Annotated in this window: 23 protein-coding genes and 1 tRNA gene; 5 read left to right on the top strand and 19 right to left on the bottom strand. The window is 59.4% G+C overall.

Going from position 1 to position 23,519, the window contains the following annotated elements:
* Positions 1–40 precede the first annotated feature (40 nt).
* From UM93_RS04370 to UM93_RS04340, 7 genes are all read right to left on the bottom strand, one after another.
* Positions 41–2,017, bottom strand: a complete 1,977-nt coding sequence (locus UM93_RS04370) for a helix-turn-helix transcriptional regulator (RefSeq protein ID WP_045073906.1) — start codon at positions 2,015–2,017, stop codon at positions 41–43.
* A 70-nt stretch (positions 2,018–2,087) separates the two neighbouring features.
* Positions 2,088–2,483: an FKBP-type peptidyl-prolyl cis-trans isomerase gene (locus UM93_RS04365; protein WP_045073904.1), complete on the bottom strand. Its 396-nt coding sequence runs from the start codon at positions 2,481–2,483 to the stop codon at positions 2,088–2,090.
* A 47-nt stretch (positions 2,484–2,530) separates the two neighbouring features.
* Positions 2,531–3,508: an FKBP-type peptidyl-prolyl cis-trans isomerase gene (locus tag UM93_RS04360; protein ID WP_157874096.1), complete on the bottom strand. Its 978-nt coding sequence runs from the start codon at positions 3,506–3,508 to the stop codon at positions 2,531–2,533.
* 92 nt (positions 3,509–3,600) lie between these two features.
* Positions 3,601–4,974, bottom strand: a complete 1,374-nt coding sequence (pafA, locus tag UM93_RS04355) for a Pup--protein ligase (RefSeq protein ID WP_045073902.1) — start codon at positions 4,972–4,974, stop codon at positions 3,601–3,603.
* 75 nt (positions 4,975–5,049) lie between these two features.
* Positions 5,050–5,784 carry a proteasome subunit alpha gene (gene prcA, locus UM93_RS04350; RefSeq protein WP_045073901.1) on the bottom strand — a complete coding sequence of 245 codons (735 nt, stop codon included), beginning with the start codon at positions 5,782–5,784 and terminating at the stop codon, positions 5,050–5,052.
* Position 5,785: 1 nt separating this feature from the next.
* On the bottom strand, positions 5,786–6,625 hold the full coding sequence (gene prcB, locus UM93_RS04345) for a proteasome subunit beta (protein ID WP_045073900.1): 840 nt from the start codon (positions 6,623–6,625) through the stop codon (positions 5,786–5,788).
* A 5-nt stretch (positions 6,626–6,630) separates the two neighbouring features.
* Positions 6,631–6,831 carry a ubiquitin-like protein Pup gene (locus UM93_RS04340; protein WP_045073899.1) on the bottom strand — a complete coding sequence of 67 codons (201 nt, stop codon included), beginning with the start codon at positions 6,829–6,831 and terminating at the stop codon, positions 6,631–6,633.
* A 109-nt stretch (positions 6,832–6,940) separates the two neighbouring features.
* Here UM93_RS04340 and UM93_RS04335 point away from each other — a divergent pair, with 109 nt between their 5' ends.
* Entirely contained in the window at positions 6,941–7,666 is a 726-nt protein-coding gene (locus UM93_RS04335) for a 3-keto-5-aminohexanoate cleavage protein (protein ID WP_045073897.1), read from the top strand.
* 79 nt (positions 7,667–7,745) lie between these two features.
* Here the strand turns inward: UM93_RS04335 and dop are convergent, their stop codons facing one another.
* The 5 genes from dop to UM93_RS04310 form a co-directional block, all read right to left on the bottom strand.
* A complete protein-coding gene (gene dop / locus UM93_RS04330; RefSeq protein ID WP_082057017.1) occupies positions 7,746–9,338 on the bottom strand; it encodes a depupylase/deamidase Dop in 1,593 nt (530 codons plus the stop codon).
* A 28-nt stretch (positions 9,339–9,366) separates the two neighbouring features.
* Entirely contained in the window at positions 9,367–11,103 is a 1,737-nt protein-coding gene (arc, locus tag UM93_RS04325; protein ID WP_045073895.1) for a proteasome ATPase, read from the bottom strand.
* Positions 11,104–11,216: 113 nt separating this feature from the next.
* Positions 11,217–12,296: a tRNA (adenine-N1)-methyltransferase gene (locus UM93_RS04320; RefSeq protein WP_045073894.1), complete on the bottom strand. Its 1,080-nt coding sequence runs from the start codon at positions 12,294–12,296 to the stop codon at positions 11,217–11,219.
* Between the two features lie 67 nt (positions 12,297–12,363).
* Positions 12,364–13,551: a site-2 protease family protein gene (locus UM93_RS04315; RefSeq protein WP_045073893.1), complete on the bottom strand. Its 1,188-nt coding sequence runs from the start codon at positions 13,549–13,551 to the stop codon at positions 12,364–12,366.
* Positions 13,551–14,309, bottom strand: coding sequence for an HAD family hydrolase (locus UM93_RS04310; protein ID WP_052663622.1), 759 nt, complete (start codon positions 14,307–14,309; stop codon positions 13,551–13,553). The genes UM93_RS04315 and UM93_RS04310 overlap by 1 nt, the downstream gene beginning before the upstream one ends.
* Positions 14,310–14,435: 126 nt before the next feature.
* Between UM93_RS04310 and UM93_RS04305 the strand changes: the two genes are divergently transcribed.
* Entirely contained in the window at positions 14,436–15,326 is an 891-nt protein-coding gene (locus tag UM93_RS04305; protein WP_045073892.1) for a PAC2 family protein, read from the top strand.
* A 76-nt stretch (positions 15,327–15,402) separates the two neighbouring features.
* Here UM93_RS04305 and mshC read toward each other — a convergent pair whose 3' ends face one another.
* Positions 15,403–16,707, bottom strand: coding sequence for a cysteine--1-D-myo-inosityl 2-amino-2-deoxy-alpha-D-glucopyranoside ligase (mshC, locus tag UM93_RS04300; RefSeq protein ID WP_045073891.1), 1,305 nt, complete (start codon positions 16,705–16,707; stop codon positions 15,403–15,405).
* A complete protein-coding gene (locus tag UM93_RS04295) occupies positions 16,704–17,540 on the bottom strand; it encodes an undecaprenyl-diphosphate phosphatase (RefSeq protein ID WP_045073889.1) in 837 nt (278 codons plus the stop codon). Before UM93_RS04295 ends, mshC begins: the two co-directional genes overlap by 4 nt.
* Positions 17,541–17,611: 71 nt before the next feature.
* On the opposite strand from UM93_RS04295, the gene UM93_RS04290 reads away from it, so the two are divergent.
* Positions 17,612–18,571, top strand: a complete 960-nt coding sequence (locus tag UM93_RS04290; RefSeq protein ID WP_045073887.1) for an aldo/keto reductase — start codon at positions 17,612–17,614, stop codon at positions 18,569–18,571.
* A gap of 29 nt (positions 18,572–18,600) precedes the next feature.
* On the opposite strand, the gene UM93_RS04285 is transcribed toward UM93_RS04290, so the two are convergent.
* Positions 18,601–18,861, bottom strand: a complete 261-nt coding sequence (locus UM93_RS04285) for a hypothetical protein (RefSeq protein ID WP_045073886.1) — start codon at positions 18,859–18,861, stop codon at positions 18,601–18,603.
* A 39-nt stretch (positions 18,862–18,900) separates the two neighbouring features.
* On the opposite strand from UM93_RS04285, the gene UM93_RS04280 reads away from it, so the two are divergent.
* The gene (locus UM93_RS04280; protein WP_045073884.1) at positions 18,901–19,167 is read left to right on the top strand and encodes a DUF5703 family protein; all 267 of its coding nucleotides are present in this window, start codon (positions 18,901–18,903) and stop codon (positions 19,165–19,167) included.
* 69 nt (positions 19,168–19,236) lie between these two features.
* Here the strand turns inward: UM93_RS04280 and UM93_RS04275 are convergent, their stop codons facing one another.
* Both UM93_RS04275 and UM93_RS04270 read right to left on the bottom strand, forming a co-directional pair.
* Positions 19,237–20,373 carry an acyl-CoA dehydrogenase family protein gene (locus UM93_RS04275; RefSeq protein WP_045073883.1) on the bottom strand — a complete coding sequence of 379 codons (1,137 nt, stop codon included), beginning with the start codon at positions 20,371–20,373 and terminating at the stop codon, positions 19,237–19,239.
* Positions 20,373–21,677: a M20/M25/M40 family metallo-hydrolase gene (locus tag UM93_RS04270; RefSeq protein ID WP_045073881.1), complete on the bottom strand. Its 1,305-nt coding sequence runs from the start codon at positions 21,675–21,677 to the stop codon at positions 20,373–20,375. The genes UM93_RS04275 and UM93_RS04270 overlap by 1 nt, the downstream gene beginning before the upstream one ends.
* A 154-nt stretch (positions 21,678–21,831) precedes the next feature.
* Between UM93_RS04270 and UM93_RS04265 the strand changes: the two genes are divergently transcribed.
* Positions 21,832–21,914, top strand: a tRNA-Leu gene (locus UM93_RS04265).
* A 118-nt stretch (positions 21,915–22,032) separates the two neighbouring features.
* Here the strand turns inward: UM93_RS04265 and UM93_RS04260 are convergent.
* Both UM93_RS04260 and UM93_RS04255 read right to left on the bottom strand, forming a co-directional pair.
* Positions 22,033–22,563, bottom strand: a complete 531-nt coding sequence (locus UM93_RS04260) for an AAA family ATPase (protein ID WP_045073879.1) — start codon at positions 22,561–22,563, stop codon at positions 22,033–22,035.
* Positions 22,564–22,636: 73 nt separating this feature from the next.
* Positions 22,637–23,497 (bottom strand): LysR family transcriptional regulator, encoded by an 861-nt coding sequence (locus UM93_RS04255; RefSeq protein WP_045073878.1) that lies wholly within the window; start codon positions 23,495–23,497, stop codon positions 22,637–22,639.
* Positions 23,498–23,519 lie beyond the last annotated feature (22 nt).

Below are 23,519 nucleotides of genomic sequence, written 5' to 3'. Positions count from 1 at the left end.
TACACCTTATTCGACGGGTTTAAGGTGTAGATCTGCACACTCAGCGGTAGTTTTCTAGGGCTTCCCGGACCCATTCAAGCGAAGCTTGGGCGGCGTCATCGGGGGCAATGATCCGCAGCGCGCCCGCATTTTGGGCAATTAGCTGCGGCAACCAGTCGGTGTTACCCACCCGGATGGTGATCAGATAGGCCCAGGGCCCGTCGTCATTGATCTCCAACACTGATTGGGCATCGTAGTACTCAGCCACCCAGTGAGCCGAGGCTTGTGCCAGTAGCTTCACCTCGGTGTCCTGAGCGCTCGGGGTGAAGAGGCTCTCCGGGAAGGCGGATTCCACCGAACTCTCGATAGCGTCTCCTAGCTCGGCATGACGAATTCGGTCCAAGCGGAAAATTCGTTGCGCCTCAGCGCTATGGCACCAGGCTTGTAAATACCAGGACTGGTCATTGGAGAACACCCGGATCGGATCTACCGTGCGTTCGGTGATCTCGTCCCGATGCGGCACTAAGTAGCTCAGCTTGAGCTGACGACGTTGCTGAACTGCCTGCTGCAATAGCTCAAGGTTCTCGCTATCGCGTGCTGGTGCCAAACGCACCCCGACCGTGCTGGTGATGCCTTCTGCTGCCTCACCAGTGGCGGCGCTAATCTTGGCCATCGCGGTCCGCACCGCTGAATCTCCGGCCAAGCCGGGCAAGGCGCTGAGAGTTTCCAAACCGACCAGTAGTGCTGAGGCCTCGTCGAGGCTAAAGCGCACCGGTTCGGAGAGTTCCTCGGCGTCGGCGATGTAAACGTGGTCGTCATCCCAGCTCACGTCCATCAAATCACCGTGGAAGCCGCCAGGCAGACCGCTCACCATCATCATGTTCAGATCAGCTTCCAGTTGGCGTCTATTAATGCCAAACTCAGCGGCAATGTCATCCAGATGCATACCTTGGTGATGCACCAGGAAGGGCACCAGATCGACCAAACGGCGTAGGTGATCTTGCGCGGTGGCCTTGCTGCGACTCTGCCGCACCGACTTGGCTTCGAACTTCAGCTCGGGAACCGCTGACTGAGCAGCTTCTAGCACCGCGTTGAGTTTGGCTTGTACCACGCCAGCAAGCGGTTCAGGGCTCTCCGCCATCACATGTGGCCCCCAACCGGCCAGCTCGGCGGCAAAGCCCGGCAGTGAGCCATAGCTGAGCTGGTAGCGGTCCCACCCTTCCGCAGTGCTAGATTGCTGCGTGCCACGCTCCCGGAGCGCCTGGCCGCGGCCCTGCCTGATCGAAACCACGGCCAGCTCGCGAGGCGGCAATTCCATCTTGTCCAGTACCTCGACCACAGAGAAGCCCTCGGGCCGCTCAAAGCTGCTATCTCGCCGAAGCTGAGTGTTACCGATGATCCGGGAAAGCCGGTACATTCTTTGTTGCTGGCGGTCGATATCGAGACCGACTAGGTACCAATTACCGAATTTTTGGCCCAGCCCCCAGGGCTGCACCTGCCTGAGTCGCGGCTGCTGATCCGCTGCGCCCTGATAGTGAAAAGCCACTTCCTGGCGAGCGGTGGCGGCTTCCAGTAATTCCTCAAAGGCCGGCTCGCGGGTACTGATCCGAGGTTCGAGCAACGGCTCGGCCGGAAGATCCTCCGGCAATCCACCTCGAGTCTCAATTTTCCGAACCGCTCTGGCGGCGGCGGTACCGAGCGCGGCGCGTCCCCACAGCCTCGCTGCCAAGGAAAGCACGGCACCCTCTTCGACACTGAAGCGGACCTCGGGAAGCCGATATTTCTCTTTCGGAATCCGGTAGCTAGTGGTGGCAAGGTCCTCCTCAAAAGCCCCCGGTTCGTGATAGGTCTCCAAGGGGATGCCCATCGCGCGCAAATCGACTTTGTCCCGCTCAAACATCCGCTCGAAGGCTTCCTCTGACGGTGATTCGCGGTAAGCCTGAATATTACGGCGCAGAAAATCCTTGCTCCTGCCGTGGCGAGTTTCCAACAGGGCAATCAGTAAATTGAGCAAACGCTCGGTACGAGAAGCGGACACGGCTCCAGCTTATTAGAAAGCAGCTGGTGCCGTGTCCGTTTCTCGTATTGATCGTTTGCTAGCGCGTGTCTTAGCTAATGCCCACCAAATCGACCACAAAAATCAGCGCCTCGTTAGGACCAATAGCCGCCCCCGCGCCGCGCTCGCCATAGGCGAGCTCGGAGGGAATCTCAATCCGGCGTCGGCCGCCAACCTTCATGCCGAGCAGGCCCTGGTCCCAGCCCTGGATAACTTGGCCGACGCCGACTGTGAAGTCCAGCGGAGTGCCGCGGTTCCAGGAGGAGTCGAATTCCTCGCCGGTGGAGAACGCCACGCCAACATAGTGCGCAGAGATGTTATCGCCGGCTTTGACCTCGGCTCCGCCACCAACGCTGATGTCTTCGATCACCAGTTCGGTGGGCACCTCGTGTTCGGGGAAGTCGATTTCCGGCTTCTGGCGATCATAATTACGTTGTCCGAATGACATTTTGCTCCTTAGCGGGTTGAAAGCTGATGTTAAAGAGAGTGAACTTTTTAGGCTTTTGAGGCGATATTTACGACGAAGACCAGTGGACCAGCGGGCTTGCCGTTAGTTGGGCTAGCATCCGGGTAGGCCAATGGGGTGGGGATCACCAGCAACACCGTGGAACCAATTTTCTGGCCGGTGAGTCCCTGTGTCCAGCCTGGGATAACCTCATTGAGACCGAAGGCAATAGGCTGACCTTTGGCGTAGCTAGAGTCGAATTGTTTGCTGTCCCCCCAGGTCCAGCCGCTGTAGTTGGCGTTGATGCGATCGCTCGCTTTGAGTTCTCCGCCGGTGCCAGGCTTGAGCACCTTGACAATCAGATTATCTGGGGCAGCCACCGCTGGGATTTTAACCGAGGGTACCTGCTTGGCGTCGAAGCTGACGGTGGGTAGCTTCCCAGCTGAGTCGAGCTGGTCAACTTCACTCTGCGGTGCCTTTACCGGTGCTGGCTTCGCGCTTTGAATTAGGTAGACGGCGAGCTGCGCGGGCTGCTGCTGGCCATTCGCTTGTTGCGCCGGAATGCCGTAAGCAATCTGAGCGCCAACCTTGGCACCGACAAAAGCGGTGTAAAACGGCGCATAGCCCTGTTTAAAGGCGTCGTTGACCACCACGGTGGTGGCTTGGCCACCATAGTTGTCATTAAGTACCTTGCCGTCCTCAGCGGAGACTGTGACGGCATGCAGCTGCAACACCTGGCCATCGGCTACCACTGCCCCGGTGCCATCGGAGATCCGTTTAATGGCCGGCTGTTCCAGTTTCAGCGGGGTGGTGAACTCCACTTTAGGAGCTTTGCCAGCGGCGCCCGGGGTGAGCTTTACACTGTCCAAGGCGGCAGAATTAGCCGCCGGATCAGCTGCCGTGGAAGAGCTGCTGGCCGAAGCCACCGGGCTCGTCGGGGTGCTGCTGCTCCCCGCACCGGTACCGCAAGCGGCGAGCAGAACGGTCAAGGGCACAATAGCGGCCGCCAGGGCCATGGATCGACGCACAAAATCTCAATTCTTCGTCCGAATACTTCAGCCGTGGGAGGCCGAGACCATCTTAGCGGCTATGCCTGAGAGTTGACTTAGTCGGTGATTTCTCAGCTTGACGCAGCCAGCGAATCGATCAAAGCGTCTACCCGCTCGTCTTCGTTTCGGAACGGATCTTTGCAGAGCACCGTCTGATGTGCCCGGTCATTGAGTTTGAGATGCACCCAATCGACCGTGTAATCACGTGCCGCCGCTTGGGCTGCGCGGACAAAGCGTCCGCGCAGCGCGGCTCTGGTGCTCTCCGGTGGTTCCTCGGCTGCCCGTTGGGCCGCTGTTTCATCGACCACTCTGGCGGCCGCCCCACGTGCTTGGAGCAGGTAGAACAAGCCGCGGCTGGGTGAAATATCGTGGTAGGTCAGATCGAGCTGCGCCAGTCTAGGTGAGTCCAGAGCCAAATCGTGGCGGCTCTGGTAAGAATCGATGAGTTTCTTCTTAATTGCCCAATCGATTTCGGTCTCGATATTGCGATAGTCCTGTTGTTCAATGGCGTCCAGGGTGCGGTTCCAAAGATCCATGATCCGGGGCACCAAGGGGGTGTGCGCGCCAGCACTCGCAATGAACTCGCTGACCTTTTGGTAATACTCACGTTGGATCTCTAGCGCGCTCAAGACCCGGCCGTTGGCAAGCTTCACCGGCACCGTGCCGCTCAGATCCTGAGAAATCTCACGAATACTGCGAATCGGGTTCTCCAATCGTAGATCGCGCATCAGCACACCGGCTTCAACCATCCGCAGAATCAGATCAACTGTGCCGACTTTGAGCATCGTTGTCGTCTCCGACATATTTGAATCACCAACAATGACATGCAGCCGTCGGTAAAGTTCAGCATCCGCGTGTGGTTCGTCTCGGGTATTAATAATTGGCCGAGACCGAGTGGTCGCCGAAGAGACACCCTCCCAGATATGCTCGGCACGCTGTGAGAAGGAAAAATGTGCCTGACCAGCCACGGTATGCAGCTTCCCGGCACCGGCAATAAGTTGACGGGTGACCAGGAAGGGAATCAGCACATCGGCCAGCCTGCTGAACTCACCTTTCCTGCCAATCAGATAATTCTCGTGGCTGCCATAGGAGTTGCCAGCAGAGTCGGTATTGTTCTTGAACAGGAAAACCTGGCCTTTGAAGCCTTCCAGGGAGAGCCGATGCTCCGCCTCAGCGACCAGCTCATTCAGGATCAGCTCGCCGGCCCGATCTTGCGCAATCAACTGCGCAATGTCATCGCACTCGGCGGTGGCGTATTCCGGATGCGAGCCGACATCTAGATAGAGCCTGGAACCATTGGCGAGGAAAACATTCGAACTGCGCCCCCAGCTAACCACCTTTCGGAACAGGTACCGAGCCACCTCTTCCGGCGAAAGCGGCCTGGAGTCCCGGCTTGAAAAGGTGATCCCAAATTCGGTCTCAATGCCGAAGATTCTCTTGTCCATTCCACTCCCTGAAAGTCATCGATTTTGCTCAGCCGTCCGCCGGCCCGGTGCTGGCAGCAGCCAGCCGGTGAGGGTCTAAGCCAGCAGCGCGGCGATTTCTTCACGTCCCAGCCGTCGAAAGGCCCGCACGCTGCCCCGGTTCGTCTCAGAATGCCGATCGAGCACCGCAATCTCTAGTGTGTCCGGACTGAGCTCCGGACCGCTCTGCTCGGCCTCTGGCTCTGCGGCCTGGCTGGCGGAACTACCGGCGGCCAGCGCGTGAACGGCAAGTTTTATTGATTCGGCCAGGCTTAGTTCGGTGCGCCAAGCCTCGGCCACTGCCGCGTAGACCGATTCGACCTGACCACCCATCGCAATGAAACCTGTTTCGTCGGCAATTGAACCATCAAAGGTAAGCCGATAGAGGTGATCTTCGTCTTGATGAGCCGCCACTTCGGCGACAGCTAGTTCTACTTCAAAAGGCTTTTGTTCCGCGGTGAAGACAGCACCCAGACTCTGCGCATAGACGCTGGCCAGGCCTCGCGCGGTGACATCCTGACGGTCGTAGGAGTAACCCCGCACATCGGCATAGCGAACCCCAGCTTGCCGTAACGACTCGAATTCGTTGTACTTACCGACCGCAGCAAAGCCGATTTTGTCATAGATCTCGCCAATTTTATGCAGCGACGGTGAAGGATTTTCGGCCACCAGGGAGATTCCCTCCGCGGAGGAAATAACCACCACCGAACGACCACGGGCGATGCCTTTGCGGGCGAAATCGGCGCGATCCTTCATCACCTGTTCCGGTGAGACATAGAACTGCTGAGTCATCTCAGGCCTCCCTGCCCAGTTCGGTGCGCTCCGATACCACGGCTTCCACCACCGCGCTGAGCGTAGCGTGCGGAACCTTGCGCGCACCGCCTCGGGTGACGGTGTAAATAATCGGCCAGAGCTCGCGAACGATATCGGGGCCACCGGTCGCCGAATCGTCGTCCGCTGCGTCAAAGAGCGACTCGACCGCCACCCGGATCGCCCCGTCCTCGGTCAGCCCAGGCCGCCAAAGTTTCTTCATGGCACCGCGCGCAAAGACCGAGCCAGAGCCGACACTGTGATGCTCCAGTTCCTCATAACGTCCGCCGGTGACATCATAAGAAAACAACCTGCCCACCGAGCTCACGGTGTCGAAACCTGCGAATAACGGCACCACGGCTAGACCCTGAAGGGCCATCGGAAGGTTACCTCGCACCATGGCGCCCAGCCGATTAGCTTTGCCTTCCAGGGAAAGAATGGTGCCTTCGATTTTCTCGTAGTGCTCCAGCTCGACCTGAAACAACTTGGTGATATCGATGGCCAGGCCAGCGGTACCGGCTATCCCGAGCACTGAATACTGATCAGCCGGGAAGACCTTTTCAATATGTCGGCTGGCAATCATGGTGCCCATGGTGGCGCGCCGGTCACCCGCCATCAGCACGCCGCCCGCGAAGGTCATCGCAACGATGGTGGTGGCATGCGGAGTTGGTGGCACTACCCCGGCGGGCAGGTTCTGGCCAAATGGCAGCAACTCGGGGCGGGACTGAGCCAGGTGCTCAGTAAAGGACGACGTCGAGGCCGCAGCCAAGTCACGTATCGCCTGGCCCGCAGACGGCTGGCCGGAATGCGGAAAGACAGCCATCGGACTTACTGTCCGCCCTTTTGCACGAAACCCCGGACGAACTCTTCGGCATTGGATTCCAACACGCCATCGATCTCATCGAGCAGATCGTCAAGGCCTTCGGTGTGTCCGCTGGTTTGTGGAGCGCTCGGTGCGGGCACCGGCAGATCGGGAAGGTCTTGCTCTTCATCCCGTGATTGAAAGTTCTTCTGCTCCTGGCCAGCCATTTCATCCTCCTTGAGATCGGACGTTCTTCTCTCATCCTGCCACGTTCCCGGAACAAATCAGAGCAGCCAGCCTGAGCCGGGTGTCGGTGCGCTGTGTCAGCATTGAATCATGTTTCTCAAGGCCTGTTTGAATGGTGCCCGGCAGCCGCTTGAGCACCCCCGTTTACCGGTTAGCGCGGAGCAACTTGCCCTCGACGCGGTGGCGGTGAGGCAGCTGGGTGCTCAGGCAGTGCATATTCATGCCAAAGATGAGGCCGGCCGGGACACGCTGGCCGCATCGAGCGTAGGCCAGGCCTTGACCGCTATTCGTGCTGCCGCTCCTGGTTTAGCTATTGGCGTGACTACTGGCGATTGGATCGCTTCGACGCCGGAACGGCTCGCCGCGATCGCGAACTGGCAGGTCCTGCCCGAGTTCGCTTCGGTAAATTGGCATGAACCGGATGCGGTGGCCTTAGCCGAGGCCTTGCTAGCACGCGGGGTGGCGGTGGAAGCCGGTATCTTCCACCCGGCGGCGGCCAGGGCTTGGTCACGCTGGCCGAAGCGCGAGAGCAGCACGTTACGAATATTGATCGAGTTGCCCGAGGGCCTCGATGCCGCCGAAGTTCCCAGCGCAGCGGAGGAAATCCTCGCCATCCTGAGCAACAGCAACACCCAGCTGCCAATGCTGTTGCACGGCGAGGGAAGCAGCTGCTGGCCGGCGATTCATTACGCCCTGCGGCACGGCTTTCAGCTCCGGTTGGGTTTGGAGGACACCTTGGAACTGCCCGATGGCAGGACCGCCCCGGACAATGCTGCCCTATTCTTAGCGCTGAATCAGCTGGCTTCCACTGGCTGAGATCGGCCAGCAATTCGGCCGATTCCAATAACCACCAGGCCAGCGAGCTGAGCCGTCGGCATTAGCCTTGACTGCCGAGCTAACGCGGCCCCAAGAGGGCGCTGAGGAAATCCTCCAGCTGCTGATGCGCTTCGAAAAGCGGCCCGACTAGTTCCTTGGTACCGCGTAGTGGATCCCGAGTCGGCACCTTCTGCAGCCTACGCTGATTTGGCAGTTGAAAAATCACCGAATCCCAGCTGGCGCCGATCACCTGAGGACCAAATCTCCGAATCGACTCGCCCCGAAAATAGGCCCGGGTGTCCTCGGGCGGGTTCAATACCGCTGCATCAATGCGCTGCTGCGACACCAATGTCTCAAGGCGTCCGCGCGCCTGTAACCGGTTGGCCAGCCCTTTATCGAGCCTGACATCGGCCCACTGCAGGTCAATGAGCGCCAGTCGCGCGTCATCCCAGGCCAGTCCGTCACGTTCGCGGTACTGCTGCAGCAGCGCCAGTTTGGCTGCCCATTCCAGTTGTTCAGTCACCGCCTCAGGCCCTACGGCCAAGCCGGTCAGCAGCTGCTCCCAGCGGGTCAGCACTAACGCAGTGTGCCGGTCAGGGCTCGACTCAGCCGCCCGTTGCGCAGCCTCCAGGTACATCCATTGGATGTCCAGCGCGGTCACCCTTCGTCCATCGATCAAGCGATAGAGCCGCTTGAGTGAAAGGTCGTGGCTGACCGCTCGGAGCGCCTCTACCGGCTCCCAGACCTCCAACTTTGGCGCTAGACCGCGTTCAATCAGATCGAGCACTAAGGCTGTAGTGCCAAATTTCAGGTAATGAGAAAGCTGACTCAAATTGGCATCACCAATGATCACGTGCAGCCGCCGATATTTATCCGCCATCGCATGCGGTTCGTCCCGGGTGTTAATGATGGGACGTCGAATGGTGGTTTCCAGCCCCACTTCCGCCTCGAAGAAGTCAGCTCGCTGGCTGAGCTGGAACCCGGCGGTGGCTGAGTCCTGTCCTATGCCCACCCGACCCGCAGCGCAGATCAGCTGACGGGTGATGAAAAACGGTGTCAACCCGGCCACGATCTGTCCGAAGGGCACCGACCTGGGCATCAGATAATTTTCATGACTGCCATAAGAAGCGGACTTGCTATCAGTGTTGTTTTTGTAGAGCTGAATCTCCGGTAGTTCTTCCTCCCCGGCAGCGCGGCGAGCAGCTATTGCAGAAAGCACTTGGCGCGCCACGGTGTCACCAGCGAAATCCCAGATCAGAGCATCTTCGGGGTTGCTGACTTCCGGCGAAGAGTACTCCGGGTGCGCGTGATCGACATACAGCCTTGCACCGTTTCCCAGCACCATATTCATCACCATCGGCGGTGCGTCGACCGGGTCGGCAATATCCAGTGGATACGCCGACTCCCAGTCGGAGAGTGCAATACCTGCCGCGGTCAGCACCTGGGGTTCATCGGTGAGTTGTGAGGGATGCGCCTGCTCGCGCGGCATGGTCCAGCCTCGGGCGTCGGCCAATGGTGACTCATCGCTATAGTCCCACGGAGTCTCCGCTCCCCCAGCGGCGTGTTCCGAACTGAGCTTGGCATAGCCGTGCACAATCTGCGAGGAAAGCCAGGTGGCGTTGAACCCACCCCGTCCCGGGGTGTGGATACCGTACTCGGTTTCCGCCCCCATCACCCGAATAGCGCTCAAGCTACCGACCTCATAGATACTGTCCGGTGTTCGGCGTGGTCTCGATGGTCTTGCCCGGTTCCTGCCCCGCCTTACCTTGCACAATGGTTCGAATATAGGTGATCCGCTCACCCTTCTTCCCCGAAATCCGCGCCCAATCATCGGGATTAGTGGTGTTCGGCATATCCTCGTGTTCGCGGAACTCATCCACCACGGCGCGCAGCAGATGATCAATTCGGATGCCTTTGTCGCCGGTCATGAGCAGATCTTTAATGGCGTACTTCTTGGCCCGATCAACCACGTTCTGGATCACTGCACCGGAGTTGAAGTCCTTGAAGTACAGCATTTCGCTGTCCCCATTGGCGTAGGTGACTTCCAAGTACTCATTTGACTTATCAGTTGAGTACATCGCCTCCACGGTGCGCTGAATCATCGCATCGACTGTGGCCTGGGCACTATTACCGTGTGCCGCCACATCGTCCTGATGGAACGGCAAATCGGCGGTGACATACTTAGCGAAAATATCGGCGGCCGCTTCGGCGTCGGGACGCTGAATCTTAACCTTCACATCGAGCCTGCCGGGGCGCAGAATGGCCGGATCAATCATGTCCTCGCGATTGGAAGCGCCAATCACAATGACATTGTCGAGCCTTTCCACCCCGTCAATTTCACTGAGTAACTGAGGCACTATGGTGGTCTCCACATCAGAGGAAACCCCGGTGCCCCGAGTGCGGAAAAGCGAGTCCATTTCGTCGAAGAACACCACCACCGCGCTGCCGTCAGAGGCCTTTTCCCGAGCACGAGCGAAGATCAACCTGATTTGTCGCTCTGTCTCGCCAACGTATTTGTCCAGCAGCTCCGGTCCCTTGATATTCAGGAAGTAGCTCTTGGTTTCTTTATCGCCACTGCGCTCTGCGGCGCGCGCCGCCAGCGAGTTCGCTACCGCCTTGGCGATCAGCGTCTTACCGCAACCTGGCGGACCGTAGAGCAGGATGCCTTTCGGCGGTTTCAGACCATGCTCCCGGTAGAGATCAGGGTGCAGGAAGGGCAGTTCGACGGCATCCCGGATCTGTTCGATCTGCGGACCCAGTCCACCAATATCGTGGTAAGAAATATCAGGTACTTCTTCCAGGATCAGGTTCTCCACCTCTGAGCGCGGCACCTTTTCCAGTGCATAACCGGTACGCGAGTCGATCGAGAGGGCATCGCCAACTCGGATCTTCTGGCTCAGCAGCGCCCCGGACAGTTTGAGCACGCGCTCCTCATCGGCGCGGCCGGTAACCAACACCCGATCAGTCCCCAGTAGCTCCTTCACGGTAACCAGTTCACCGGTTCGTTCGAAACCGAGTGCGGCCACCACCGTCAACGACTCGTTCAGCAGCACTTCCTGGCCGGGGCTGAGTGAGGCAATATTCACCAAGGGACTGATCCCCACCCTGACCTTGCGGCCCTGGAAAGTGACATCAACCGTCTCATCGGTGACAGCATTTGCACCAACAGCGTTGGGGTTCCGCCGGTTCACCTGAGTCAGGGTGGCAAAGTTGTATGGCGCTTGGCCGTCTTTTTCCAGCGCCGCCTTGAGTTTGAGGATCTCGGCTTTCGCAGTTTCCAGCATTGAGATCATCCGGGTATTGCTCTGGGTAGCAGTTGCCAACTGCTTATCGACGTGTCGTAGCTTGTCCCGGAGCACATTGAATTGCCGTTCCAGCGCCTGATAGTCCCGTTCGGTGTTATCAGCGTGGAAGTCCGGCTGAGATTCTTGCGTCATATGATCAGCTCCTTAACGCCTGCTTAACGTCTACTACCAATCTAGAACACCGAGCCGTCGAAGCTCACCTGATGTCCACGTTTAGGCGTGGCGGCGCTTTCCGTGGCTCGTTACTATTCCGGAAAATCGGTGTGCTGGCTGACTTCCTCAGCCTGCTCAGCAGTCGATTCCACTGCCGGCGCGACATGTCCCCTGGTTTGTGTGGTCGCCACGGCGTCGCGGGCTGCGCGACGCAGTTTCTTATCGGAAACGGCTCGCTCACCCACTGAACCCGGTGTCCAAGCTTCCAGGTCCTCGGCACTGAACTCCGTCTTTGAAGGGCGCCGCTTCACTCCCATCGAGGTGGCGCCCACCGCCAATTTACGACTGATCAGCAAGAATCCGGTGTGGGCCACCATCCGATGGTTGGGCCGCACTGCGAGTCCTTCAAGATGCCAGCCCCGCACCATCGACTCCCAGGACTCCGGTTCGGTGAACCGACCGTCGGCTCGAATCGCTTCCGCGGTGCGGGATAGCTGGGTCACGGTGGCGACATAGTTGATCCACACGCCACCCGGCGCCAGTACCGTTGCCACCGCGTCCAGGCACTCCCAGGGTGCCAGCATGTCGAGCACCACCCGGTCAATGCTGCCGGGCTGCTCGGCTTTGAGCACTTCGTCTTGAAAATCACCTAATGAAATCTGCCAGGCCGGATGCGGACCGCCGAAGATCGTCTCCACGTTTCCCTTGGCAATCGCGGCAAACTCTTCACGACGTTCAAAGGAGTGCAAATAGCCTTGGTCCCCTACCGCGCGCAGCAGTGAGATCGACAATGCTCCGGAGCCGACCCCGGCTTCGACGACCCGGGCACCGGGATAAATATCGGCCATGGTAATGATCTGGCCAGCATCCTTGGGGTACACCACCGCCGCACCACGGGGCATCGACAGCACGAAGTCGCTCAATAAAGGCCGGAGCGCCTGATACAGCTGTCCAGTGGTATTACTGACGATTGAACCCTCAGGCTGGCCAATCAGCGTTGAATGGTTGAGGAATCCCTTGTGAGTGTGAAAAGCTGCCCCCTCGGTGAGCGTGATGGTGTTCATCCGGCCACGTTCATCGGTGAGTTGCACCCGCTCACCCACCCGGAACGGACCGCGACGCGCGGCAGCACCGTGCGGTAGACCGTCGGCGTTACGTTCTTGAGAGCTCATTGCGTTTCCATCCTGTTGCTGTACAAAAGCCTACTGATCATCGGACCGACTGAACCACCAGTCCGGCTTAGCTATTCGGCAGATTTCTTCCGGTCATCGCGGCGACCACCACTTGTTGCCTTAGCAAACCCATCACCTGGTGACGAGAATCGGTGACCGCGTATTCGCTACCGGAAAGCTGCGCCAGATATTGAATCAGCTCCTGACCGGAGGCATTTTCCGGTACATAACCGCCCGCAGGCAGCGGGTGTGAGACAGCGGTGGCCGGCGTCGAGGCAGCAGCAGTCATCGGTACGGTGGCCAGCGTCAAAGGATCGACAAGATAGGCCGGACGACCATCTTTGAGCGTCAGAATGACACTGACTCCGGCGTTCCGGGAAAGCATTGAGAGCACCTGGCCCACCGAAACGTCGTCGGGCATGCCGATAGCCGGGCTGCAAAGTTTCCCTGCACTGATATCCGGAAGCCGAAGCCTCATCCGGGCGGTACTGATTGCCTGGCTAGCCCCAACCCAGAGGAACCCGGCGATAAAAAGACTGAATAAAGCGGTCTGGATATTGAGCGACTGGCCCAACGCAAAGGGCACACCCAAGGTAAAGATCAGTAACAGCACCACCACAACCCGGCCGGCCCAGCCCGCCGCCACGGTGCCCTTTTCCTGACTTCCGGTGATTTTCCAGACAATTGATTCCACCAATCTGCCGCCGTCCAGGGGCAGGCCCGGCAGAATATTAAACGCCCCAATCAGGAAATTGGCCCAGACAAAAATGTTGGCCAGAGCATTGGCGAGGGCAAAACTCACCGAAGAAGCCGGCGGCAGACTCAACACCAGCAACCAGCCGAGCCCAGCCAAGACAAAATTGGCCACTGGTCCGGAGAACGCGACCACCAGGGAACGCCCAGGTGTCGCGGTGAAGTTCTCGAATTGGGTGTGGCCGCCCCAGAGGTTTAACACGATCTTCTGTGTTGGCCAGCCGTACCCTTTGGCGACTAAGGCATGCGCCAGCTCATGGATGAGCACTGAGAACAGCAGCAGTAGAGCGTAGACGAAAGCCACCCCATACGCTCCAAATCCCAGCGTCGGAAAAGCAACGGAGATCACCGGACCGAAAACCAACACGGTGAAAGCTGCTATTAAGAACCAGGAGTATGCCAAGATAATCGGGATTCCGGCAATCCGACCGAGCGGAATGCCTTCCCTACGAGCTGGCGGCCCGGTCTGCGCGGGCTGCTGTTGACTATTGAGATCGCTCACTACACACCTTGCGCTTTCAGCGAGATCAGATCCTCGGCTCGACGCTCAGCCAGCGTGTCCCAGGTAACCCGGCCGGGATCCGCCGGTAATGGCACCGAATGCGGGATGCCAATGGTGAGCAGTCCGGCAGCCATCGCTGATTGCACGCCGGGCACTGAGTCCTCCAGAGCAATACAGTCTTGCACCAACAGGGTCGGATCACTCTGACTCAGCTGCTGCACCGCCCGCAGATAGGGTTCCGGATGTGGCTTGCCCTGCTCAACCTGGTCGCCCGTGACAGTGAACTCGAAGCTCCCGGCAGGCAGGGCGGCGAGAATCTCTCGAACCAGCGGCCCTTCGCTCATGGTGACCAGGGCGCAACGGATACCGTTATCGCGCAGATCGGCTAGCAATTCTCTCGCCCCAGGCCGCCAGGGCAGCGATTCTTGAATCCGAGCGATGACCCGCCGGGTGAGTTCGTCGATGATCTCCCGGCGACTCATGGTTATGCCGGCGTCTTGCAAGACTCCGGCCGAGAACCAGAGCGACTGACCTACCAGGGTGAGCGCCTGCTGTCGAGACCAGCTGCCACCGAACTCCGCGACTAGTTCGTGCTCAGAGGCAATCCAGTACGGCTCGGTATCGACAAGGGTGCCATCCATATCCCAGAGCACCGCCTTGAGCGCGCCAGCGCTGGGGTTCGGCTGGCTAGCGAGGTCGGTGACTGAGAGACCTTCGGCTTGCCCGGACAGGTCTGACTCAGGGTAGGAAGAATGCATGAAGCCATTTTACCGGGCGGTAGCCTCGGAGGTGTGCAGCCAATCAAAGCTAAGCTCTCAGCGAATCGCCGGGAACTAGTCGGCCCACAACCTGCAGGCTGCTGGGCAGAGCCGTAGGGTAGTGGGGTGAGCAGATTTGACGATGCCGACCAGCCCGGCCAGTTCTTGCCATCGGTCTCCCCCGATCAGCGGATCACCGTGATGCTTGCGGCCTTCGAAGGATGGAATGACGCCGGAGACGCAGCCAGCGATGCGCTGAAATATTTGCACAAGCATTGGGGGGCGCGGAAGATCGGCAAAATCGACGCCGAGGACTACTACGACTTTCAGTTCACCCGACCGGTCATTAAGCGCACCTCGGATGGCTCCCGCAAGGTCAAATGGCCGACCACCCGGCTCTCCAAGGTTTCCCTGCCGAACAGCCAGGTCGATGTGGTGCTGGTGCACGGCATTGAACCGTCTTACCGTTGGCGCGCCTACACCGAGGAGCTTTTGCAGCACGCAACGCAGCAAGGCGTTGACTGCCTAGTGCTGGTAGGGGCGTTGCTGGCCGATGTGCCACATAGTCGGCCGATCCCGGTCACCTCGACGAGCGACGACGACCGGATTCGCGAGCGGCTGAACCTTGAGGCACCACAGTATGAGGGGCCAATTGGTATTGTCGGCGCGCTCGCCGATGCGGCGGCGCGACGTGATTTGCCGACGCTTTCGCTCTGGGCCGCGGTACCGCATTATGTCGCGCAATCGCCCTCCCCCAAAGCTGAGTTGACTTTGCTGCACAAAATTGAGGAACTGCTGCAGTCCCCCTTTGAGACGGCGGAGATCGCCGAGGAAGCTGAGGCTTGGGAGCGCGGGGTGGACGAGTTGGCGACCGATGATCCTGAGGTGGCTGCCTATGTGCGCCAGCTGGAAGAGGCAAAGGACACCGCTGATCTGCCCGAGGCGAGCGGTGAGTCGATCGCTCGGGAATTCGAACGCTACTTACGCCGTCGCGGCAAGGACAAAGGCCAGGGCTGATTCCCGGCGTCGGGGCACTACGTCGTTATTACTTCGCAGACTTCGCCGTTTCAATCGCCGGGGAGTCTTACCAAGCCTATAGCGAGACACCTAGCAAGCTATCGACAGCCCGTCGGACCAGTTCGGCGTCGGATGCGCTGTGCTGCTTAGCCTGCCGACTAGCGGCCGCCCAGCGATCAAGGGCTAGCAGAGCGGCCGGAGCGTCGAGGTCATTCCCCAACGCAGCCCGCAGTTCGGCCAGCAGGGGTAAAGCAGTCTCGGCTTGCACCGTTTGCAACGCAGTACGCCAGCTCTGGAGCCGCTCTTGAGCATTACTGAGCAACTCATCGGTCCAGAACCAATCGCTGCGGTAGTGATTAGCCAGCACCGCCAACCGGATAGCGGCAGGCTCGACTCCGGCGGCGCGTAGCGCCGAGACCAAGACTAGGTTCCCTTTGGACTTACTCATCTTTTCGCCGTCCAGGCCCACCATTCCTGTGTGGGCGTAATAACTGGCCATCTGCTTCCCGCTCAGGCCCCAAGCATGACCTGCACTCATCTCGTGATGCGGGAAAATCAGATCAGAACCGCCACCTTGAACGGTGAAGGGCGCTGGCAGGAAGCGACGGGAAATCACCGTGCACTCGATGTGCCAGCCGGGTCGGCCAGCCCCGAGGCTGCCGCCGGGCCAGTGTGGTTCGCCCTCACGAGCCGTTCGCCATAATAGGGGGTCGAGCGGGTTCCGCTTGCCCTCTCGATCGGGGTCTCCGCCCCGTTCGGCGAAAAGGGGCAACATCTCGGCTTCGCTCAATCCGGAGACCTGCCCTAACCACCAAGCCTCGGAGAGCAAAACCGGCCACCAAGCACCAGTGAGCAGGCTGAGGGAGAAGGCGTCGGAGCGGCCTGAGGAGGCCGCCATTGCGTCGAAATAGATATCTCCGCCCGGAACCGAATAAGCCAGTCCTTCGGCAACCAATCGTTCCACCTCGGGAACGATCCACTCAATGGCCTCGACGGCACCGATGTAGTGTTGCGGCGGCAGCACCCGCAGCGCCTCCATATCGGCGCGGAATAAATCGGTTTGCGAGGCGGCGAGCTCGCGCCAGTCCACTCCGTCACGCTCGGCTCGTTCCAGAAGTGGATCATCCACATCAGTGACGTTCTGCACGTAGCGCACCGTCACCCCGGCATCCCGCCAGGCTCGGCCCAGCAGGTCAAAGGTCAAATAGGTGGCCGCATGGCCCATATGGGTGGCGTCATAAGGGGTGATGCCACAGACGTAGAGACTTGCCTCGCCCTGCACCGGTAGCGCCTGCCGGCTGCCGCTCATGGTGTCAAAGATTTCCAGTGATGCCAACCGGCCGGGCAGCGGGCTGCGGGCCGGTTCCTGCCAGGACCTCATGCGGGGGTGATCACTGAGAAGCCGAGCAGCACAAAGACCAGCAGGCCGAGCGCGATTCGGTACCAGACAAAGAGCCGGTAGCTATTGTTCGAGATGAACTTCAAGAACCAGCCAATGATCAGATACCCGACGATAAAGGCGACCACGGTGGCCAGTGCGGTCTCGCCGAGACCGAAAACCTCCTGGCTGCCTTCATGTTTCGCGAAGATCTTGAACAGTTCATAGAATCCGCTACCCAGTACGGCCGGAATCGCCAGCAGGAAAGAATAGCGTGCCGCGGCTTCGCGGGTGTAGCCCATCAGCAAACCGGCGGTAATGGTGCCACCGGAGCGTGAGACGCCCGGGATCAGCGCCAAACATTGCGCCAGCCCGTAGATAATGCCGTGCTTAACGGTGAGGTCTTCCAGTTTGCGCTGGTGCTTCCCCACCGCATCGGCAACTGCCAGAATCACGCCGAAGACGATCAAACTGGTCGCTACCAACCAGAGATTACGCAGTGCGCCTTCAATGGCGTTCTGGAAAAGAATGCCGATGACCACAATGGGGATAGAACCAATGATCACCAGCCAGCCCATCCTGGCATCCGGATCGTTGCGCGGCAACTTTCCGACGATGGAAAGCCACCAATGCTTAATAATGCGGACGATGTCCCGCCAAAAGAACACCACCACGGCGGCCTCGGTGCCTAGCTGGCTCACCGCGGTAAAGGCCGCCCCTGGGTCCTCTAGGCCGATTAATTTGCCGACAATAAAAAGGTGGGCGCTTGAGGAGATGGGCAGAAATTCCGTCAATCCTTGAATCAGCCCTAAGAAGGCAGCTTCTAACCAGTTCACGTAGATGACTTTATGCCATAGCGACGGCGGCTTGCTGCACGGAGCACTTCCCCGACACGTAAGCTTGGCTCATGCAACAACGATTCCTTGGTCAAAGTGGCCTGCGCGTTTCTGCTCTCAGCCTGGGCACCATGTCCTGGGGAACCGTCACTGATGAAGAGCAATGCCGCGAGCTACTGCGCGATTATCTCGCCGCTGGCGGCACTGTGCTGGATACCGCGATGAGCTACGGCGAAGGCAGCAGTGAAGCGATCCTGGGCGAATTGATTGGCGATGTGGTGGCCAGACCAGAAATCGTTTTGGTCTCCAAGGCTGGAATTGAACGTCGCAAGGGCCAGCGCATGGTCGATTGCTCGCGACGTGGGCTGCTCGCCGGGCTGGACGCTTCATTAGCCCGGCTTGGCACCGATTACCTGGATTTGTGGCTGGCGCACACCTGGGATCCGCATGTACCTCTTGAGGAGACGCTCGCCGCTTTGGATTACGCGGTTAGTTCGGGCCGGGTGCGCTACGCCGGGGTTTCTAACTATGCGGGCTGGCAACTGGCCAAGGCAGCCCAACTGAGCGCTGAACCTTTGGTGGTCAATCAGGTGGAGTATTCGCTGCTCAATCGGAGCGCCGAGCAAGAAGTGATTCCCGCTGCTGAGGACGCCGGGATCGGGATCATGTGCTGGGGCGCTTTGGGTCGTGGCGTGCTGACCGGTAAGTATCGGGGCCAGATCCCGAGCGACTCGCGTGGCGCTTCCGAGCGTTGGGCTGGCTATGTGGAGCCCTATCTTTCAGGGAAGGCGAGCCGGATCACTGAGGCTTTGATCACCGCAGCGAAAGGCCTTGACCGTGGCACCGGTGAGTTGGCGCTGAGCTGGCTGCTGGATCGGGCTGCGGTCGCCACTGCCGTGGTCGGCCCACGAAATTCGACTCAATTGAAAACGATCCTGGCCAGCAATTTGGAGCCATTGCCCGAGCAAATAACCGAAGTGCTTGACGAGGTTTCGGTCGGTGCAGGTTTTGAACTTGGCGTGGGTCGCTAGCTGAGTCGCAGTGTCGAACTGGCCCAGTCTTAGTCTTTGCTGAGCTCTAGATCTTCATCCCGATCATCTAGGTCATCGTCATCGTCATCTTCTTCATAAATGACCAATGGCGTAACTTCGCCGTGAGCGTCGTAGAGCACTTCCTCATAGACCTCGAAAGCGTCAGCAATGGCTAAATAACTGGCCTCAACGGCGGGATCATCATCTCCGCGACGCGCAATTGAGGCAGCCAAATGCTCTTCGAGCGCGGTAGTAAGGGTCTGCAATGCGACACGCGGATCTATGCTCATACCTAAGACGTTAGCCCTTGAGGACGAAAATAGGGAGTCATGGAAGAAGAATTTGAATCAAAGCTTCCACGCCGCACCCCCCAGGAGCAGGCCGGATCGGTGCGTCGGGAACGCGATTATGCCCGGCAATACGAATACCTGGTGCTCACCGTCAGTCCGCGCGAATCCATTAATGACGCACGACAGCGACTGACCGAGCACGCGGAATATGGCAAATGGGAGCTTGAACGCAGCCGGCTCTATATGGGTGGCGGTCGGCAGTTCTGGTTGCGCCGTAAGGTGCTCCGAGTGCAGAGGACTGCCTAAAGCCGCGGGTTGCCGACAAAACAGTCGGAGGACCAGGCTGACTCGCTCCTCGGAGCGCTAACGCCTGGCTCAGGCTGGCCCTAGCCAGGCGTTAGCAATGGTGTTCAGCGCGGAGTCCTCGCTCGAGGGGTGGAATTGCCCGGCCAGCACATCCCGATACAGACGGCTCAGTTCGGCGCTGGCAAAATAGCTCGCTCCGCCGCTCACTTTTATTGCCAGCTTCACCACGTCTTGAGCGGTCTCGGTGGCCCTGATTTTGAGGCCGACCAGGCTAGGAAACCACTGCGAGCCACGGTCGACCAGCAGATCGATATCGTTGGCCACCGCCTCTAGCTGCGGGTAGACCCCATCCATTAGCAGCGCCGCCCGCGCGACGCGTTGCCGAACCACCGGGTCTTTGGCGAGTTCTGAATCGTTTTTCTGGGAACGACGAGTCTGCGCTGCCTGCACTGCCAGCTGCACGGCACGCTCGCCGATTCCGGCGTACACCGAGGCGATCAGGGTTTCGAAGCAAGCAAAGATCGCGAAAATCAGGGGATCAGAGTTGGGGCCGACTGGTAGCTTACGGAAAATCCGTTCCGCCGAGATTTCCACACCCTGCAATAACGTGGTGTTGGATTGGCTGGCGCGCATGCCGAGCGTGTTCCAGTCGTCCAAAATCCGGTAGCCGGGGCTCTGCCGGTCCAGGAAACCGTGCACCAGTACCGGCTGCTCACCACTGCTGTCCTTACCGAAAACCCCCAGCCGGGTCCAGGCCGGAGAAAGCGAGGTGAAGATCTTCCGACCGGTGAATCGATAGCCGCCAGCAGCTAAAGGTTCGGCGACAGTGTTTGAATCGAAGAGCACCGAGTCGTTTCCGGGCTCCGAGTTACCAAAGGCGAAAACCTCGCCCGCAGCGGCCTCGTCAAGCACGAATTGCAAAGAATCGTCGCCGCGGTCTTTGAGTAGCCGAGCGACGCCGGTCCAGACCAGGTGCATATTGATCGCTAAGGCAGTGGCGGGCGCAGCAGTGGCTAAGCGCCGCTGCGCCGCTGCGGCGAGCCGCAAGCCACCCTCAGGCTGTGCGAACAAGCTCAGATAACCAATCTCACGAAGCTCCGCGAGGTCTTCGGTGAAGAAACGATTCTCCGCGTCGTACTCAGCGGCGCGAGCGCGGAACCGTTCCAGCAGCTCATCGCTGAGCAATTCCTGCACCGGCTGCGTCATTAGTAGCTGCTCAGCAGTCGGTCCAGCACCCGGACACCGAACTTCAGTGAGTCGGTGGGAACCCGCTCGTCGACGCCATGGAACATTGCTGGGAAATCCAGGTCATTGGGCAGCTGCAGTGGCGCGAAGCCGTAACCGGCAATTCCTAACCTGCTCAACGCCTTGTTATCGGTGCCCCCGGAAAGGGTGTAGGGCAAGACTTTAGCGCCGGGGTCCTCGCTGTGCAGAGCGTCGATCATCGAGTCGATCAGATTACCGGCGAAAGGCACTTCCAGATCGACGTCGCGGTGTGCGTAGCTGACCTCAACACCTTCTCCCGCCAGCTCTTTGACGATCTCCAGCACTTGCTCCTGCTGCCCCGGTAGAGTCCGAGCGTCGATCAACGCCTCAGCGGTGCCCGGAATCACATTGTGCTTATAGCCGCTGCGCAGCACCGTGGGATTGGTAGTGTTCTGCAAGGTGGCTCCAACGAAACGGGCCACGGTGCCGAGCTCTTTGAGTATTTCCTCGGGATTATCGGGATCGAATTCCACCCCGGTCAGCTCCGTCACCCCATCGAGAAATTGGCGCGTGGTTTTGGTGAGTTCGATGGGCCAGTCATACTGACCAATGCGAGTCACCGCAGCAGCCAATCTGGTAACCGCGTTGTCGGTGTTAATCTGCGAACCGTGACCTGCCCGGCCGTGGGCCAGCAAACGTAACCAGGAAAGCCCCTTCTCTGCGGTCTGCAGCAAATAAGTGCGCTGGCCACCAATTTCGGTCGAGTAGCCGCCAACCTCGCTGATCGCCTCGGTGGCACCTTCGAAGAGTTCGGGTTTGTTATCTACCGCCCAATGCGAACCGTAGGTTCCGCCGGCTTCCTCGTCCGCAAAGAAGGCGAAAATCAGGTCCCGTTCTGGCACTCTTCCCTCGCGCGCCATGGCGCGCATCACCGAGAGGATCATAGCGTCCATGTCTTTCATATCGACCGCTCCGCGGCCCCAGATCAGCCCGTCCTTCTCCTCGGCTCCGAACGGGTCAACCGACCAGTCCTCTTTTTGCGCGGGCACCACATCGAGATGGCCGTGCACCACCAAGGCGCCCTTGCTGGGGTCCTTACCCGCCATTCTGGTCAATACCGAGGTGCGTCCGGGCTGCGATTCGAAAATGGTGGTGTCCAGGCCGACTTCCTCAATCAGGCCCGCGGTGTATTCAGCGGCGACGCGCTCCCCCGGCCCGGTGCCGTCACCGAAATTGGAGGTGTCGAAACGAATCAGTTCCTGACAGATCCGAACTACTTCTTCTTCAGCCTTGGGGTGTTCCATGCGCCAGTCTCCGATCACATCGTCATTGGGTCTTTTCCCAGCGTACCGCGCAGCGGATTCAAGTTTTCACCCAGAATCGTGTTATGGTTTTTCTCGCTGCTTTCATGACTTTTTGATACGCCGAGAGGCTTTCAGGGGTTTCGAAAGTCCACCTGCGCGGGTGGCGGAATGGCAGACGCGCTAGCTTGAGGTGCTAGTCCTGGAAACGGGGTGGGGGTTCAAGTCCCCCTCCGCGCACAGTTGGTCCCGGCTCGAATTTGAGCCGGGACCGTTTTCTTTAACGCGCCCTTGGCCGTTGTCCCCGCGCCTTCTCCCGCGCGAACCACTGAGGACTCACGAGGACTCACGCCGCGTGTTATTCCCGGCGGCCTAGCACTGAAGCGACGATCTGCTCTGCGCTTTGCTCCGCTGTGAGGTGCGTGGTGTCGATGACCTCGGCATCGTTGTGCAGCCAGCTGCGGGCAGCTTCGGCGTAAGCCTCCAGATAGGCGAAACGGAAACTAGAGGGTCCGAGGTCCTCGTCGTTCTGAATGCGCTCCCGCAGCGTGTCCTGCTCGGCGTGCAGCACGAAATGCTGAATCGCTATGCCGTGCTCGGATAAACCGGCGCTGATCTCCCGCCAATAGCTCTCAACTAGCACCGTCATCGGCATCACCAACCGACCTCCGGTGTATTCCAGCACCCGCCGAGCTGTCTCCACAACGAGCGGTCGCCACGGCTGCCAGTGCTGGAAATTATCAGTCGCCGGTAGCCCCGGCTTAATATCCATCAGCACCTCCCCGACCTTCTCCGCGTCGAGAACCCGCGATTCGGGCAGTAGCCGCTGCACCAAGCTGCTGGTCGTGGTCTTCCCCACCCCATGAGTGCCATTGAGCCAAATAATCATGAGCCAACCCTAGTCTCAGCGGACCAGCTGAGCGGGGCATTCGAAATGCCTCACAGTGTCGTTCGATGTGTCTTTAGCTGAGTTCCAATTCCCGGCGCAGATACTCGCCAATCGTATTGAGCCGCGGATCACGATGCGCTCGGGCCACCAGGCTGAGGGTCAGACGCCAGCGGAAAGGTAGGTCGAGTAGCTGCTCCCCCGGGTGCAAATCATTGACGGCAGCACTGCGCGGTACCAAGGCAGCGTGTTTTGACAGCCGGGCCATACGCATCGTCGCGACAATGGTGGCACCGGGCCGTGGCGTGGCACCCAGGGCAATGATTCGTGACCTCAGCTCGTCCTGCCGTAGATCGTAGCTTGCGGTGGGCATCTGCAGACCTTTGAGCGGTTGTTTGCCCGAGCCCGGGGTGGGAGCTCCACGAGGCACAAAAACCACCAACTGGTCAAAGCCGATACGCTCGGCCCGCACACCCTGCGGCAGCGTCATCTGCTCAGCGATGGCGACGACGGCGGCGTCCATACTCCCCTCCGCCACCCAATCAACAAGCTGCAATCCATGATCAACCCGCTGCACCAGCGAACCGGCGGGGAAAGCGGCATCCAGCAAGGGCATGACTGAATCCGCCAGAGTGTGAAAACAGCCGATGGTGAGGGGCGCCGCCTCGGTACTTCCTAAAACATCGTCAAAGAGCTGTTCTAGATGGCCAAGGATATGCCGTGAGCGGCGAATCAGTTCGGCACCCGCGGCTGTCGGGCTACTTCCCCGCGTTGTGCGCAAAAAAAGATCGGCACCCAGCCGACGCTCCAAGCGACTCAGCCTGCTCGAAGCTGAGGGTTGGGAAATAAGAAGCGAACGTGCGGCGGCTCCCACCGAGCCAGCATCGGCAATCGCCAGAACAAGTCTTAGGTCATCAACTTCTGGAATATCTGCCATAAGAATATGTTATGGCTAGACC

Source organism: Psychromicrobium lacuslunae, from assembly GCF_000950575.1.
Lineage (GTDB): Bacteria > Actinomycetota > Actinomycetes > Actinomycetales > Micrococcaceae > Renibacterium > Renibacterium lacuslunae.
The sequence above is the reverse complement of the archived record's forward strand: the minus strand, read 5'-3'. Positions and strand labels throughout refer to the sequence as shown.

What these genes read in the sequence shown, in the direction of transcription:
- UM93_RS04365 (WP_045073904.1), bottom strand. Translation starts at nt 2,483, where the DNA reads ATGTCATTCGGACAACGTAATTATGATCGCCAGAAGCCGGAAATCGAC.
- pafA (WP_045073902.1), bottom strand. Translation starts at nt 4,974, where the DNA reads ATGGACAAGAGAATCTTCGGCATTGAGACCGAATTTGGGATCACCTTT.
- prcA (WP_045073901.1), bottom strand. Translation starts at nt 5,784, where the DNA reads ATGACTCAGCAGTTCTATGTCTCACCGGAACAGGTGATGAAGGATCGC.
- prcB (WP_045073900.1), bottom strand. Translation starts at nt 6,625, where the DNA reads ATGGCTGTCTTTCCGCATTCCGGCCAGCCGTCTGCGGGCCAGGCGATA.
- UM93_RS04340 (WP_045073899.1), bottom strand. Translation starts at nt 6,831, where the DNA reads ATGGCTGGCCAGGAGCAGAAGAACTTTCAATCACGGGATGAAGAGCAA.
- UM93_RS04335 (WP_045073897.1), top strand. Translation starts at nt 6,941, where the DNA reads ATGTTTCTCAAGGCCTGTTTGAATGGTGCCCGGCAGCCGCTTGAGCAC.
- dop (WP_082057017.1), bottom strand. Translation starts at nt 9,338, where the DNA reads ATGGGGGCGGAAACCGAGTACGGTATCCACACCCCGGGACGGGGTGGG.
- arc (WP_045073895.1), bottom strand. Translation starts at nt 11,103, where the DNA reads ATGACGCAAGAATCTCAGCCGGACTTCCACGCTGATAACACCGAACGG.
- UM93_RS04320 (WP_045073894.1), bottom strand. Translation starts at nt 12,296, where the DNA reads ATGAGCTCTCAAGAACGTAACGCCGACGGTCTACCGCACGGTGCTGCC.
- UM93_RS04310 (WP_052663622.1), bottom strand. Translation starts at nt 14,309, where the DNA reads ATGCATTCTTCCTACCCTGAGTCAGACCTGTCCGGGCAAGCCGAAGGT.
- mshC (WP_045073891.1), bottom strand. Translation starts at nt 16,707, where the DNA reads ATGAGGTCCTGGCAGGAACCGGCCCGCAGCCCGCTGCCCGGCCGGTTG.
- UM93_RS04290 (WP_045073887.1), top strand. Translation starts at nt 17,612, where the DNA reads ATGCAACAACGATTCCTTGGTCAAAGTGGCCTGCGCGTTTCTGCTCTC.
- UM93_RS04285 (WP_045073886.1), bottom strand. Translation starts at nt 18,861, where the DNA reads ATGAGCATAGATCCGCGTGTCGCATTGCAGACCCTTACTACCGCGCTC.
- UM93_RS04280 (WP_045073884.1), top strand. Translation starts at nt 18,901, where the DNA reads ATGGAAGAAGAATTTGAATCAAAGCTTCCACGCCGCACCCCCCAGGAG.
- UM93_RS04275 (WP_045073883.1), bottom strand. Translation starts at nt 20,373, where the DNA reads ATGACGCAGCCGGTGCAGGAATTGCTCAGCGATGAGCTGCTGGAACGG.
- UM93_RS04270 (WP_045073881.1), bottom strand. Translation starts at nt 21,677, where the DNA reads ATGGAACACCCCAAGGCTGAAGAAGAAGTAGTTCGGATCTGTCAGGAA.
- UM93_RS04260 (WP_045073879.1), bottom strand. Translation starts at nt 22,563, where the DNA reads ATGATTATTTGGCTCAATGGCACTCATGGGGTGGGGAAGACCACGACC.
- UM93_RS04255 (WP_045073878.1), bottom strand. Translation starts at nt 23,497, where the DNA reads ATGGCAGATATTCCAGAAGTTGATGACCTAAGACTTGTTCTGGCGATT.